Source organism: Streptomyces sp. NPDC057682 (assembly GCF_042799575.1).
Taxonomy (GTDB): domain Bacteria; phylum Actinomycetota; class Actinomycetes; order Streptomycetales; family Streptomycetaceae; genus Streptomyces.
Map to the genome: position 1 here is coordinate 61,025 of NZ_JBHVIN010000021.1, position 14,863 is coordinate 75,887.

At 64.1% G+C, this 14,863-nt stretch carries 6 protein-coding genes and 1 pseudogene; 2 read left to right on the forward strand and 5 right to left on the reverse strand.

The features are described from left to right. Nucleotides 1-16: 16 nt before the first annotated feature. The 4 genes from ACFVDM_RS31950 to ACFVDM_RS31965 are packed head-to-tail and all read right to left on the reverse strand — an operon-like array spanning nt 17 to nt 8,227. A complete protein-coding gene (locus ACFVDM_RS31950) occupies nt 17-3,163 on the reverse strand; it encodes a type I restriction endonuclease subunit R (RefSeq protein WP_383648571.1) in 3,147 nt (1,048 codons plus the stop codon). Then, nucleotides 3,160-4,491, reverse strand: coding sequence for a restriction endonuclease subunit S (locus ACFVDM_RS31955; RefSeq protein ID WP_383648573.1), 1,332 nt, complete (start codon nt 4,489-4,491; stop codon nt 3,160-3,162). The genes ACFVDM_RS31950 and ACFVDM_RS31955 overlap by 4 nt, the downstream gene beginning before the upstream one ends. Continuing rightward, complete coding sequence (locus tag ACFVDM_RS31960; protein ID WP_383648577.1) at nt 4,488-6,443, reverse strand: N-6 DNA methylase; 1,956 nt, start codon at nt 6,441-6,443, stop codon at nt 4,488-4,490. The genes ACFVDM_RS31955 and ACFVDM_RS31960 overlap by 4 nt, the downstream gene beginning before the upstream one ends. A gap of 23 nt (nt 6,444-6,466) precedes the next feature. Continuing rightward, complete coding sequence (locus ACFVDM_RS31965) at nt 6,467-8,227, reverse strand: N-6 DNA methylase (RefSeq protein WP_383648579.1); 1,761 nt, start codon at nt 8,225-8,227, stop codon at nt 6,467-6,469. A gap of 714 nt (nt 8,228-8,941) precedes the next feature. On the opposite strand from ACFVDM_RS31965, the gene ACFVDM_RS31970 reads away from it, so the two are divergent. Beyond that, on the forward strand, nt 8,942-10,723 hold the full coding sequence (locus ACFVDM_RS31970; RefSeq protein WP_383648583.1) for a DUF6119 family protein: 1,782 nt from the start codon (nt 8,942-8,944) through the stop codon (nt 10,721-10,723). Nucleotides 10,724-10,815: 92 nt separating this feature from the next. Here ACFVDM_RS31970 and ACFVDM_RS31975 read toward each other — a convergent pair whose 3' ends face one another. Continuing rightward, nucleotides 10,816-12,096: a hypothetical protein gene (locus tag ACFVDM_RS31975; RefSeq protein WP_383648586.1), complete on the reverse strand. Its 1,281-nt coding sequence runs from the start codon at nt 12,094-12,096 to the stop codon at nt 10,816-10,818. A gap of 545 nt (nt 12,097-12,641) precedes the next feature. On the opposite strand from ACFVDM_RS31975, the pseudogene ACFVDM_RS31980 reads away from it, so the two are divergent. After that, nucleotides 12,642-13,876, forward strand: a pseudogene (locus ACFVDM_RS31980) (IS256 family transposase). The last annotated feature ends 987 nt before the right edge of the window (nt 13,877-14,863 follow it).

Consider the following 14,863-nt stretch of genomic DNA (forward strand, 5'->3'; position numbering starts at 1 on the left):
CTGTCTGTTACAGCGATTACTGCTCGATCGCCTGGCCTCCGGTTTCACGACGCATCTCACTGCGAAGTTTCGCGAGGGCTTCGTCGCGCGCTGGTTCGGTGATGATCCGGTAGGCACGCTTGCGAGCCGCCTCCTTGATCGCCTTCTGGAACTCGTTGTTGTCGAAGTACAACTTCATGAAGTCGGTGTTGCGTTCGGCGTTCTCCGCGACGATGTCGTCGAGGCGGTCGTCGGCGACCTGTCCGAAGCGGGCCTCGTCGTTCATGAGCGCGATCTGCTGCATCGAGGTGTCCTCGACCAGGCCGACGACCTGCTGGTAGACCAGGATCTGGTCGGAGGTGCTCAGGTCGAGGCCGAAGCGCTCGTTGAGATCCTCGATGATTTCGGAGAGCGGTTTCACCTCTGGCTCGCGGTAGCCACCGCCGTCGGCGGCGTGCCCCCGGACGTCGCGGTCGCCCGCGGTGGAGAGCGAGACGTTGTGCCGGCCAGTGAACTCGAGCCGGAAATGACTCAGGTCGGCGTCCCCAATGTCCACCGAGGCCGAAGGCCGCCCCGGCAGGCGGATCAGCAGGATCCTGCCGTACTGGTAGAGGCGCTCCAGGTCCCGGTCGCCCCAGTCGACGATCTGGGCGATGAGGCTGTAGGCGCGTACGTAATCCTGCAACGCGCCCCGGAAGCCTTCGCGTTCGTCGTCTGTTTCCAGGGCGTTGAAGCGGTCGAGAGCGGGCTTGAGATACTCGTGGAGTTCGGCATGGAGCTTGCGTTCGGCGGCGTCCGGCATCCGGCCGGGGCCAGCTGCGGACAATACGCGGATGAAGGCTTCCATTTCCGATGCGGCGAGGAGGCCGTATCCCATCACCTCGTGCTGCTTGGTGTAGAGGAGGTTCGGGTCGCTCGGCTCGGTGATGGTCGTCTCGAACCAGTCTTCGAAGGCGGCCTGGACATCGGCAGCCTCGTTGACGAAGTCGAGAATGTGCACGTCATCCTGCGACTTGAGCGGGTGGATGCGGTTGAGCCGGGAGAGCGTCTGCACGGCCGCGACACCGGTCAGCGGCTTGTCGACGTACATCGCGCACAGCAGTGGCTGGTCGAAGCCGGTCTGGTACTTCTCCGCGACGACCAGAAGCCGGTACTCATCCTGGGCACGCGCGACTGCCTGTGGATCGTCGGCCTTGGTGTAGCCGAACCTGTCCGGCAACTGCCCCTCGGGGAAACCGTTGAGCTGGGCCTCCGTGAACTCCAGACCGGCGTCGTCCTTGAGCTGCCCGGAGAACGCGACGAGAGCGCCGCAGTCCTTGTACCCGCGCAGAGTGACGTACGCGCGAATCGCTTGGTAAAGGTCGAGCGCGTGCTGACGACTGCTGGTGACGACCATGGCCTTGGCCCGGCCGCCGAGCCGCCCGGTGATGTTCTCTCGGAAGTCGTCGACGATCAGCCGCGCCTTCTGCTCCAAAGACTTGGGGTGCTGCTCGGCGTATCGGACAAGCTTGGTCTTGGCCTTCCTCTCATCGACATCAGGGTTCGAGATGGCCGACTCGGCCTGGTCGACGGCAGCGTTACGCAGGCGCCACTTGGTGTCATACGTGATGTAGTTGGCGAGCACGTCGAGGATGTAGCCCTCGTCGATCGCCTGCCGCATCGAATAGATGTGGAAGGGCACGTACATGCCCAGCTCGCCGGTGCGCTGATTCACCCGGTCTGGGTCAAAGGTGCCGAACAGCTTGAGGGTGGGCGACTTCGGGGTGGCGGTGAAGGCGAAGTAGGACAGGTTTGGCTGCTTGCCGCGTACCCGTGTCATGTACTCCACGGGGTCCTCGTTCTCCTCGCGAGGGGGAACATTCGAACCGAGTGCTTGCTTGATCTTGATCGCCGATTCGCTGCCCTGTGAGGAGTGAGCCTCGTCGATGATGACCGCGTAGCGCTTGCCGGACAAGCCCATGTCGGTGATCTTCTTCAGCACGAACGGGTACATCTGCAGCGTGCTGATGACAATCTTCGATGTGGAGTCGTCCAGGGAGCTGGCGAGTTGAGTCGAGTCCTCGTCGATCTTCTTGACAACACCAGGGGTGTGGTCGAACTGGAAGATGGTCTTCTGGAGTTGCCGGTCGAGGACCACCCGGTCGGTGATTACGATGATCTTGTTGAAGACCGGCTGATTAGCGGCGTCGAATAGGGTGGAAAGGCGGTGCGCCAGCCACGCGATCGTGTTCGACTTGCCGGAGCCGGCTGAGTGCTGGATCAGGTAGTTGTGCCCGGCCCCGTGCTCCCGTGCGTGGGTGACCATCTTCTGTACGGCGTCCCACTGGTGGTAGCGCGGGAAGATGCGGGGCGAGGTGTGCGGGTTCACCTTCGCGCCCTTCTTGTCCGGGGCCTGGACGTGGATGAAGCGGTGCAAGATCTCCAGCCAGTTGTCGCGCTGCCAGATCTGCTCCCATAGATAGGCGACGCTGTACGAGCCGGGGGCGCCGGCCGGGTTTCCGGCCCCGCCGGACACACCGGGGCCGTTGGAGCCGAGATTGAACGGCAGGAACTGTGTATCCGCACCGCGCAGCCGCGTGGTGATGAAGGCTCGGTCGGGGTCCACGGCGAAGTGGACCAGGGCGCGTTTGGCGAAGAACACGTCGTTCGGGTCGCGGTCGCGGCGGTACTGCGCGACTGCGTGGTCGGCGTTCTGCTGCGTACTAGGGTTCTTCAACTCGGCGGTGGCCACCGGTAGGCCGTTGACGAAGAGCGCCATGTCGAGGGAACGGCGAGGGTGGCGGGTGCTGTAGTGCAGCTGGCGGGCGACGGTCAGCATGTTCGCGTTGTACTCGGCGAGTGCGTCCACGGCCAGGGTGTGGCCGGGGCGGAAGTACACTAGGTCGATCTGCACGCCCCGGTCGCGTACACCCTGGCGCAGGACGTCCAATACGCCCCGCGCGTCGACTTCGGCGGCGACGCGCTCCGCGAACTGACGCTGGGCGGTGTTCTGGTCGCCACCGTAGAAACCGATGAGCCGTTCCCAGGCTTTCGTTTGCGTCGCGCCGATGAAGCGGTACATCTCTCCGGTGTCGATACCGAGCTCGACGTTGAACGTGCCTTGGGCGCGGGACCATCCGCGTGTGAGCAGCTCGGCCTCGATGTTGACCTCAAAGGCGTTTTCGGAGTGGGCTCCGTGGTTCATGCGATGCCCCCGGACGGGGTTGCGGTCGTGATGTCGAACTGGCCAGTGACAGCAGAAGTGATGAGAGTCTGGCGGCGTTCCGCGAGTAGGGCAAGCTGGCCGTCAATAGCATCGGCAGCAGAATCGATTGCCAGATTGCTCGACCGAATAACTTCGACGATGTTTCGCTGCTCCCGGATGTCCGGCAACGGGATCCGCAACCCTTGCAGATCTGGCATGTAAATAGTTTTGTGCGTCGAGCCCATTGCGAGCCTATTCAACAGATCAGTGCGCATCGCTCGGAGGCACCACAGCAAGAAGAATGGGTCGAGTTTAGGTCCACATGTCCAGGTCGCGAGATCCTGACTCGTTGCCATGTCTCGCCCCATGACTGCCGAATATCCAGCTGACGCCGCTGTGCGGCAGAGGACTACCGTACCGCTTGGGTGAATTTCGGCGGAACTGTTCAAGAGTCCCGTCTCGCTGATCTTTTCGCGAGTCTCCGTGAGGACTTCGAGGCGGTCAGAACGCATCTGACTTACTTCGCCCGTCGTGACCCATGGAATTGTGCAATCCATCCACCATTCCGGCTTGTTTCTGCTCGGCGTATGCCCACTTCCCATGCGAGCCACGTGGCCGAGCTTCACTGCTTCCCAGGTAGAAGGAAGGGTCTCGACCCAAGCCAGGGTCGACGGGATACGCTCTCTAATTTCCGATCCAGTTACCGCACTAAAGAGCCCCGCCGCTCGCCGCTCAAGAAGTGCCCGCTTTGCGGCTTCTTGAATAGCCTTCAAATAGTCGATCCGTGCAGTCTCGGCGTCAAGGAAGTCTGCAATGCGACGCTGCTCCGCTAGAGGAGGGAGAGGGGTCGGTGATCCGGAGAGACGCTCTCGGTTCAGTTCGATCTGATTGGTCGCGCCTGAAATCAAAACTGAGTAAACGTAGTCCTGGAACGGCGTGGAAATGAACCAATAGTACATGTATCGAGGGTCTATGATTTGTGGATCCGCGCGAGTGACCGTCACGTGTCCGTCGGCAATGCAGGGGCGGTTGTCTGGTCCGGCGGTGAAGTAGCCGACGCGCCCCAGGGTTCCGGTCCCTGTTGAATTGATCAGGACGTCACGAGGCAGCAAGTAGCCTTTGATTCTTCTCGGGTCACCGCTGTAGTTGTGGAAGCGCGTGCGCTCCCAGTCGAGACCGGTGGCTTGGTTTGCTGCTTGGCTGATTACTCGGACCGGCCCATTTTCAACGTAGTCGGGCGCCGTGCCTCGATTGAGGAATGTTGAGATGTACTTGAGTGGCGACCAGGACCACGAATCCGGGATCGGGATGTTGAAGCCTGAACTCATGCGGTCACCTCACCCAGCAGCTTCTGGATCTGTGCCTCAAGTTCGCGCAGTTCTGCGTCGATCTCGGCCAGCGGCCGTGGCGGGGTGTACACGTAGAAGTGCCGGGTGAAGGGGATCTCATAGCCGACCTTCGTTTTGTCGTGGTCGATCCAGGCGTCCGGAACGTGCGGAGTGACTTCACGGGCGAAGTAGGTCTCGATGTCCTCGCCGAGCGGGATGTTCTCGTAGTCGCGCAGGTCCGGATCCGGGAGGACCGTTTCGATGCCGGCCTTCTTGACCTTCTGGACCTCACCCTTGGGATCCGAGACGGAGACCGCACCCCAGAGCCCCTTGAGTAGCGCCGCCGTGCCTGGCCACTGTGCACCGTCTGCTGCCATGGCCGCGTGAAGGGCGTCCCGCGCTTCCCGCTTAGTCCACCATACCGAGCCGACCAGTCCGCGCAGCGCCGCTACCATCGCTTCGCGGCCTTCCCACTTGGCCAGGGCCTTCGCGTTCTCCAGTGCCGACAGGGTGTCCTCGGTGATCTCAAAGCGTAGCTTCAGGGGGCGTTCGACGGTGATGCGGTGGTAGCCGAAGTCACGGGTCTCGAAGACCTTGACCTTGGCATGGTCCGGGTGGTTCTCGTCCCCCTCGCCCTTGAGTGCGTCGACGTACATCTCGGTGATGTGCTTGATCTGCTCGTCGTTGATCTGCTTGCGCTTTTCGCCGAAGGACTTACGCATCTTCTCCCACTGGTCACGGGCATCGACCAGAGCCACCTTGCCGCGCAGCTTCTCGGGCTTGCGGTTGGAGAGGATCCAGAAATACGTGGAGATGCCAGTGTTGTAGAAGAGCTGGTCAGGTAGGGCGACTACGCCTTCCAACCAGTCGTTCTCCAGGATCCACTGGCGGATCTTCGATTCGCCGGACTCGGCCGCTCCCGTGAAGAGCGGCGAGCCGTTGAAGACAATGCCCAGGCGGGTCCCCTTGCCCTCGACGGGTTCCATCTTCGAGAGCAAGTGTTGGAGGAAGAGGAATGATCCGTCGTTGATGCGCGGTGTACCCGCACCGAAGCGACCCGCGTGGCCGATCTCGGTCTCGGCCTCGACCTCGTCCTTGACCTTCTTCCACTCCACACCGAACGGCGGGTTGGCCAGCATGTAGTCAAACTTCTGGTCCGGGTAGCCGTCGTCGCTGAAGGAGTTCCCGAAGTAGATGCGGCCGGGCTGGTTGCGCATGAGCATGTCTGCCTGGCAGATGGCCCAGGACTCCGCGTTGAGTTCCTGCCCGAAGAGGTAGACCTTGGTCTTTGGGTTGATCGACTTGATGTGGTCCTCGGCCGCGGTGAGCATGCCGCCGGTGCCGCATGCCGGGTCGAGGATGTTGATGACCTGACCCTCGCCGGCGATGGTCTCGGCGTCCGGGGCGATGAGTAGGTTGACCATCAGCTTGATGACTTCGCGCGGAGTGAAATGCTCACCGGCAGTCTCGTTGGAGTCTTCGGCGAACTTGCGGATCAAGTGCTCGAAGACGTAGCCCATGTCGTGGTTGGAGAGCTTGTCGAGGTCGCGCATCGTGTTGAACTTGCCGACGACCTTGTACAGGATCTTCGCGCCCGCGAGCCTGGTGATTTCGTTGTCCAAGTCAAAGCGGGACAGGATCTTCCGAACGTTCGGGGAGAAGCCGTTGATGTAGTCACGGAGGTTCTTCGCGACGTTCGGGGCGTCCGAGGCGATCGAGGCGAAGTCTTGATCGGAGGTGTTGTAGAAGGGCAGCTTGGCCGCGAGCTCAAGCAGCCGGTCCTTGTTCTGAACCTCCAGCGACGCGTTGCGGGCTCGCACCGCGTCGCGGGTTGGCGCCATCACCGCGTCGAGGCGACGCAGCAACGTGAAGGGCAGGATCACCTGCCCGTACTCATGGCGCTTGTAGTCGCCGCGCAGCAAGTCGGCGACCGACCAGACGTCGTTCGCCATCTTGGTGTGCGTGGGTGCTGAGGTCACAGAACTCTCGTCTCGTCGTCAGCCGGCTTGGCTTCATCAGTGTGCTGCGAGGTGGTGAACTCCGGTGCCAGAACACCGGTGGCCAGCCCAAGGAGGGTCTGCTCGATGACGTGTGTGCTCGTCTTCGCAAGCGTGGTGAGTACGTCTTCGAGCTGCTGGAGGTGGCGGAACGCGTCTCCGTAACGGCGTTGATCGAAGAGGGGCATACGAGGAATGCGGCAGCGGCGCAGGTCCTCACGGCTGAGTACGCCGAGGGTGTTGGACACCGGCAGTGCGTTGGCGTCGATGCGCAGGAACGTGGCGAGGAAGTGCGCGTCCAGCCGGGTGTCGTCGATCTCGATGACCTGAGCGATGCCGATTTCGTCCTCGGCGCTGCCGGTAGCGACAACCGGCGGGCGGCCGTGCATCCGAAGAAGTAGATCGCCTGCGTGCGGGGTGGTCTCGCGGGAACGGATTCTCAGGGCGCCTGCACGTTCCAGCTCGCCGAAGGTCACGTACACGTGGTGCGTCGGCTTCGGCGGCGCGGCGAAGCGCGGAAGACCTTGGCCGAGGCTCGTGTACATGATCCGCAGCCGGTCGGTGACTCGGCGGAAGTCCTCGGGGCTCGCCTCGGTAGGAGAACTGATGTACCGGGAGGGCAGAAGGCTGGCGTCGCCGTCGAGGATCTCTCGGCGTGGAACGGCGCGGAATCTCGTCGGGTGGGCATCAGAGAAGAGACGTTGCCAGGCGGCGAACTCCTGCGGTACATCAGCAGGGTCGCCCAGTCCCGAGAGATCGACCATGCGCACTGTCTCCGTGGCGACAGCGTCGTAAGGGCGTTGCAGCACCCAGAGACAGAGCCCGGTGTCGGATGCCGATCCCATTCCCTTCGGCAGTGCGATCACATCGCGCAGGACCCCGGAACGTGTCAGCTCAGCGCGGATGTGTTCCCCGGAGGGCTGAAGGCTAGTACGGGGCGTTACGGCGACCACGGCCAGGCCGCGAGGCCGTAGATGGGCGTAGCAATGCTGGACCCAGGCCAGTTCGCCGTCACGTGGAGCAGCGACACCGAATTCCCAGCGCGGATCATCGGCCAGCTCGTCGGCCGGCCACCGGGGGAGGTCGAAGGGAGGCTCGCAGACCACTGCAGCCGCCTTGCCCAGGTAGGCGTCGAGTTGATTGTCCAGAAAGGAGTCGCCGGTGCGGATCTCGTACGGTGCCCCGTGTGCGTTGTTGCGCAGATTGCGGGCGGCGGCGGAGGCGGCTGACTCCTCGATTTCCTGGCCGACAAGATTGACGGCATCCCCGAAGCGGTCCGCGACGGCCAGCAGCAAAGTGGCGTCGGAACAGGCTGGGTCGAGTACCGCAGGTTCGTCCGTGAAACCGACCTCGATCGGTCGTGGCGTTGCGGTCGTGCGTGGCAGCAGCGCTGCCATCACCCTGGCCAGCAACTGCCCGGAGTCCAGGTTCGCGATTCCCAGCCCCGCTTCTGCCGTCGGCAGCTGGTCGCCGTGCGGAACAGGGTACGGCGCCTCTTGGGCCACGCGGTGGGTGCCGGTTTTAGTGCGGCCGGCCGTCGACAGCTGATCGCCCTTGCCGGTGGCTTCCAGCCACGCCTCGACCTCGGTCCGGGAGAACGTCGGCCTGCGCTCGTCACCGCCCACAGGCTGAGGGAACGCGGGGTAGCGACGGCGCCAGTTGGACACGGCGGCACGGCCGACACCCGCCAGCCTGGCGATTGCGGCGGCGGTCATCTCCTCGGACTCGGCTGGGGTCATGGCAGTGACCATATCGGGCAGATCTCACCCCCGGCAAGCCCTTGTGTACACCTAGGCCCTCCGTCAACGAGCGTTTGTGAACATCGATGACCTTCGTCAACATGCTTGCCTTCCGTCGTCCGGTGTGGCTACGGTTCCTTCCGGTGAGAGCCCTTGGTCCGCCGCCTGCACTCGTCACGCCATCACAGCCCGGCACGCCCCAGTCGTCCCTTGGTCTCCTGGCGCCGGACGCGGCACGCCCGCTAACGGAACCGACGTTCCACAGATCGAGCAGATCCCCCGCCCTGAACACGGAGGAATCCCGGTGCACCATCAGCGCAAGGTCCGCACGAGCAGGCGGGAACCCCGTCCCTGCCGCCCCAAGCGGCAGACCTCCTGCGGCAAGACCAGGTTTGTCGACCGCATTGCGGCCGACCTCACGCTCGCCGGGATCCGCGCCCGCGGCCGTGCCAGGGGGAAGGACCCCATCCGCTCGTACCTCTGCCCGAGGTGCCACGGCTGGCACCTGACCTCGGCCCCGGCCCGCCGTGTACACGGCGGGCCCCAGATGACGACCCGCCGTCACTAACCGGCCGGAACCAGGTGCCGATGGTTCGAAGGGCACAACCGAACCGTCGGCACCCTCCGCACGTGGTCAGACCGCTTCGCTGGCCAAGCGAGCTGTATGTGCACCAGAACGTCTCCCTGCCACAACCATCGAAGACGAGGACCCCCGTGACCCTTGAAGTCTCCCGCACCGTGACCCGCCCTCCTACGGCGAAGAAGGCGCCGACCACCCGGAAGAGCTCGCTGCACCGGCTGCGCGCCAAGGGGCCCGATCGAGGCGAGGACCTCAGTGCCTTCGTGCTTCCCCGCTACTTGGACCGCGAAGGCTTCACGAGCCGTCCGGTCAACAAGGATGGCCTCGTCGGCCTGCTCGTCACCGGCACGATCGCCCCGGGCCGGGCCGACTGGTGCGACCCGCTCAGCATCCTGACGGGGCACCCCGTCGCGGAGGAGAACCGGACCTCGCTCGCCCTCTTCCTGGTCCGGACCGAGAACTCGGTGTACGGCATCACCTACGGCATGGGGCACCTGATGATCGACCCGGTCCGGATCGACCCCGGGTTCGGCATCGAGTTCGCCGTCCGCTGCCTGAAGAAGGACCGCATCACCAAGGTCCGCCGACAGGTCATGGACGCCCGTGGCCGCACCGACGAGAACTCCGCCACCAGCGGTGAGCACATCCGAGGCTTCGGCATCGAACAGTTCGGCGAGATCGTCAGCCAGATCTCCGGACAGATCGAGAACGTCCCCCTCACCTTCACCGCAGGGAGTAAGCGGCCGGCCCACGTCACTGGCAACGACAGGTCGATCAAGATACATCTTGGCAACTCGCCCGCCGCCCTCCTCCGTGACCTCCAGGAGATCGAGGAGGTGTGCGCGCGGCCCAACCCGCTGCCCGAGTTCGAGTTCATCGCCCAGGTCCGACCGCTCAGCCCGAAGAGCGAGCAGGCGCAGAAGCTTGACGTGCGCCTCGACGCCATGCTTGGCGAGGGGCAGACGAGCCGCATGGCGCTTGCTGTGCCCAGCGTGTGCAGGGAACATTTCGAGTTCGCCGAGTCCTTCAAGGTGACGCTCGCCGGTCATGCCGGGCAGCACGCCGAGCTTGACGTCGACCAGCTTGTTGCCGCTGTCCAGCGTCGTCCGGAGGGAGGTCGCCTGCGTGCGCTGCGCGAGGGCCGTATCCAGATGTTCTCCAGCACCGACGACTCCGAAGCGAACAGCGGCAAGGTTCCTGTCGACCACTGGTTCACTGCAGAAGTCCCCGACGGGGTTGCGCACTACTTCTACTGGCAGGGGAAGTGGTACGAAATCGGAGCCGAGTACCTCACCGTTGTCGAGCAGCGGGTCGCCGATCTCCTCGCCCAGCCTGCCAGCGTCACCATGCCGCCCTGGACCGTCGAGATGTGCGAGACGGGCGAAAGGTGTGGGGTTCCCCAGGGGCACAAGAGGCACAACGTGCATGACGAGGATTGGTACAACAAGGAGGTTGCCGCGCAGGATCGGTATGTACTGCTCGATAAGAACAACGTACACACAGAGCGCCTGCGGGGAGGCGGCCTGGAGATCGCTGATGCTCTCGGGCCGCAGGGTCAGTTCATCTGCGTCAAGAAGGCAGCATCCAGTACCGCCCCGTTGAACCACCTCTTCGCTCAGGGGCGCGCCGGGATCGAGACGGTGCGCTTCGACCTTCAGGCCCGGAAGGACTTCCTCTCGAAGGTGGACAAGCTCTCGCCCAGGCACGCGCTGGACAGGTCGTTCAGTTCACCGACGCTCGTCTTCGGGATCCTGCTCAAGAATGGGGCAGAACTGACTCCGGACTCGTTGTTCGCGTTTGCCAAGATCTCCCTCCTGCATACGGCGACGGCGCTCGAGGGGATGGGAGCTCGCCTCGAAGTCGTCTCGATCTCGCGGACGGCAGAGACTGGGATGGCCCGCGCAACCACGGGCTGAAGCGTACGGTCCACGCCGCCCGAAGCGGGTCCGGCTCTGGTCCCGGCGTCCGCTCGTGTGAGGGACGCCGAGCGGATGGGCACGGATCGCAATCAGTCGCGAGCCATGTCCCGCGATCGCTGACCGATCGACATCTCGAAGTCCTCCAGGCGTGGGAAGAGTAGGTCAGTGCCACGCGCGTTGCCGTTGAACAACAAGCCGGTCTTCGCATCCCACTGGAACGCGAGCGCCTTGGCCTTGTCCGCGAACTGGCACGCTGGCCGCGTCAGTCCACTACGAGTCAGGACGAGGAGCTGCTTCTCCTCGGCCGCGGCGACGCCATTCAACCGTTGCACCTCCGAAGTGGACATGCTTCGGGCGGAGTTGTGCCAGGCGATGTGGCGCGAATGTGAGACAAGCGGAGAACTGGAATCGCCCCATTCGACGTCAGCGAGGCCGAATGCCCGGAGCTGGCTCTCTACCCGGCGTACGAGAAGGTCTGGGGGAAGTTCCTGCGGGGCGGCCCGCTCGCCCGCGGAATGGGTGGTTGGCAGGAGTTCTTCCAGCAGGTCAGTGGTGCGCACGCCATCAGGAGCAGCGCGGAACGGAGGAGCGTCAACCGGACTCCACGGGTCGTGGCACTCCCAGCTCGACTCCCTGGTGAGCTCACACGCCAAGTAGGCAATCGCCTTAGGGGATACGTCGACGAGGTCGGCGACATCGGGGAGCTTGCCGATACCCTGAGGATCGCCGGCGCCCAGAGGGTCTGCGAGCCGAGCCCACTGCCGTTCACGCGGATCGTAGATGTCAGCCCGCCAGCCGAGGGTCTTGTGGTGGGAGGCGCGGTAGGCGAAGTCGCCGTAGGTGGCGTCGAGGTAGGACCGTGTCCCGGTCCTGGCGATCCCTACTCTCGGATCCCACCATCCATCGGCGTGGTGGTAGAGGAAATAGTGGTTCTTGCCCACAACGTTGTGCACCACCGCGCCGTTGGCGGTCAACTGGTCGGCCAGCTGGACGATCGGCGTGACTTCCGCTTCTCCCCACCTCCAGGGGGACGCGACAGAGCGTCCCTGGACGTGCGCAGATGCGGCGGCGTGCAGGGTATCCACCAGGTTCTCGTCGGACATCCCGTTGAGGGGCAGGATGATCGGCCGACTGCTGATGCCCGGGGCTGTCACGGCCCAGACGTGGATCCCCCCGATCTTCGTGATGGCGAGGAGAGCGCCTTGAGTGTCTCCCAGGTCGATCTTGACGTAATGAGGTGGGATGTCCGGGACCGAGACCGTCGACGCGAGGTCAGGGTGTCGCATTCTGAGGAGGTCGGCCAAGCTCTTGAACTTCAAGTACATGCCGAATGAGGCGACTACGTCGCCGGGCGGGAACTGCAAGGACATCCCCCGGGAGATTCGCAACCACGTTGATTCGTACGGAGATCATGTCACGAGGGCCCTTATGGGGCCCGGGCAGGGAGATGACTTGTGGGTGCATTGTCGTGCTGATCGCCCATCCCGCGAGAGAACGACGGGCCACCCGTACAACTCTTGGTCCCAGTGGCCCCCGACAACGCCGGGTGCTCGCGGGAGCGGCTGATCGAACTTGCCGCCGGCGGGACACAGACTTCGACAGGGCCGGTCTGGCTCAGATGCTGGCCGGTGTCGGTAGATTCAGCCATCAGCTGTTCCTGGCATACGGAGTGGATCAGGTCCGGGTTGACGGCGTCCGCGCGCAGTTCGAGGTCTGGCGACAATCCCTTCTGAGCCCGGACTCGGAGGGCGCGCGTGCGGCAGGGTCCCGTGCTTCATCCCTCACAGCGATCAGGGCCCCCGGATGGACCGTGTCCCGCTGTGTGGTGTAGCGGTGATCTCGGTATAGCCCCTGGTCATGAGGCGGCCATCGCGCAACTCTCCGAGTAGCGAAGCTCGTTGAGAGAGGTGACACGATGGCCTTGTCCCAGCATGACCTACTCCGGCTGATGGAGTCACTGCGTACGGCGGACGGAATCGAGTTGATCAGGGTCCTGGCCCAGCGGATCCTGCAGGAACTCATCGAGGCCGAGGCCAGCGCCCACATCGGCGCCGAGCCGGGCGAGCACGCCGAGACCCGGATCACCTGGCGCAACGGGCACCGGGACAAGCTGCTGACCACGCAGGCCGGCGATCTGGACCTGACCATTCCCAAAGTCCGCACCGGGGCCTTCTTCCCCAGCCTGCTCGAGCGACGGCGCCGGATCGATCAGGCCCTCTACGCCGTGATCATGGAGGCATACGTGCTGGGCGTCTCCACCCGGTCGGTCGATGACCTCGTCAAAGGCTGGGCGGTGACAGCGGCATCTCCAAGAGCGAGGTCTCCCGGATCTGCGGCGACCTGGACACCCAGCTGGCCATCTTCCGCGACCGGCCGCTCAGCCACACCCGCTTCCCTTACGTCTACCTTGACGCCACCTACTGCAAGGTCCGCGTCAACCACCAGATCGTCTCCCAGGCCGTGGTCATCGCCACCGGCATCACCGAGGACGGCAACCGCGAGGTGCTGGGCGTCATGGTCGGCGACAACGAGACCGAGGTCTTCTGGGCCGCATTCCTGCGCTCCCTGCGCTCACGCGGCCTGGCCGGGGTCCGCCTGGTCATCGCCGATCACCACAGCGGCCTGGTCGCCGCGATCCGCAAGATCATGCTCGGCGCCGCCTACCAACGCTGCCGCGTGCACTTCCTGCGCAACGTCTTCGGCGTGATCCCGAAAGGATCCGGCGAGATGGTCGCCGCGACGATCCGCACCATCTTCGCCCAGCCCACCGCGGAATTGGTCCGCCAGCAGCTCGACACCGTCGCCGACATGCTCGTCCGACAGTTCCCGCAGGTCAGCCAGATGCTCCTCGATGCCAAGGAGGACCTGACCGCCTTCGCGGTCTTCCCCGCCCAGCACTGGAAGAAGATCCAGTCCACGAACCCGCTGGAACGGATCAACCGGGAGATCAAGCGGCGCACGGACGTCGTGCAGGTCTTTCCCAACCCCGAAGCCCTGTTACGGCTGACAACCGCCGCGCTCAGCGAGATGCACGACGAATGGATCGCCTTCGCCCGCCGCTACCTCTCCGAAGGAAGCATGGACGCGATCTACACGGACCACGACACTCAAGACGAACTCCCAACGGCTACACCACCACAGGGGACGTGACCCCCGGATGCAACTGCGCGTTCCGGTCAAGTACCCCCGGTGGCTTGCGCGTCCAGCCGGAACCTCCGAGCCTTGGGGCCCCGGCGTCGCCGGGTCTGCTTTGCGGCAGACGATCACAATCGGTTGCGACCACTCGTACGGGTGAATCTCTTGTTCTGGGAGGTTCTTTCCGAGTGCCTATGGATGACGCTGGTGATCGGCTAGGGGGCGTAAGAGGCTGCGGTATCGATCCGTGTCATGGGGAGGGTGCGGTGACAGAGCGACTCGGGGCGATCGGCGGTGCGGCCCTCACCGGTGAGGACCTGGTGGCCTTGCCACCTACGGTGGATCTACAGACAGCGAACAGAGTCCTCTCAATAGGGAGGTCTACCGGCTACGGCCTGGCGAAGCGGGGTGAGTATCCGTGCAAGGTGCTGAAACTCGGCAACGCCTACCGGGTAGTGACCGCCGACCTCCAGCGTTTGGTGGGGGTCGAAGACACACCGCAGGAACCGGCGCTCGCGGCACCGCCGTCGGACCGGGGGAAGGCCGCCAGCGGGCATGAAACAAGAACCCGACGTTGCTGCTGTCACTGCAGTTGCTGTTCCCTGCGGGACGCGTAGGGGTGCCACGCCCTCAGTGCTGCCTTGTAGGTTTGCAACAGCCAGTGCGGCGAACAGGCGAAGGTAGCACCACTCGTAAGCGAGACGCTTGTGGCGGGCCGCCCAGTGGCCGGAGTCACCTTTACTGGTGGACGGCCGGTGGACAGACGCCTTTGGACAGCGCAACACGAGGTGGTGCGGGGCAACCTGCTGCACATGCTCTGACCAGCTCAAACGCTACTTCGCAGCACAGTTTGGCAGCGGTCGGCACAAGCCTTCTCGGTCTCGTAATGCGTAGGTCTCGGGTTCGAATGCCGAAGGCGGCTCCATCAAACCCCAGGTCAGGATTCTGACCTGGGGTTTTTGTATGGGGTGATCTTGATGTCCCGGCATGTCGGGGATAGGT

Excerpts from the sequence above, each read along its gene's own strand:
- ACFVDM_RS31950 (WP_383648571.1), bottom strand. The coding sequence starts at position 3,163 with ATGAACCACGGAGCCCACTCCGAAAACGCCTTTGAGGTCAACATCGAG.
- ACFVDM_RS31955 (WP_383648573.1), bottom strand. The coding sequence starts at position 4,491 with ATGAGTTCAGGCTTCAACATCCCGATCCCGGATTCGTGGTCCTGGTCG.
- ACFVDM_RS31960 (WP_383648577.1), bottom strand. The coding sequence starts at position 6,443 with ATGGCGAACGACGTCTGGTCGGTCGCCGACTTGCTGCGCGGCGACTAC.
- ACFVDM_RS31965 (WP_383648579.1), bottom strand. The coding sequence starts at position 8,227 with ATGACCCCAGCCGAGTCCGAGGAGATGACCGCCGCCGCAATCGCCAGG.
- ACFVDM_RS31975 (WP_383648586.1), bottom strand. The coding sequence starts at position 12,096 with ATGTCCTTGCAGTTCCCGCCCGGCGACGTAGTCGCCTCATTCGGCATG.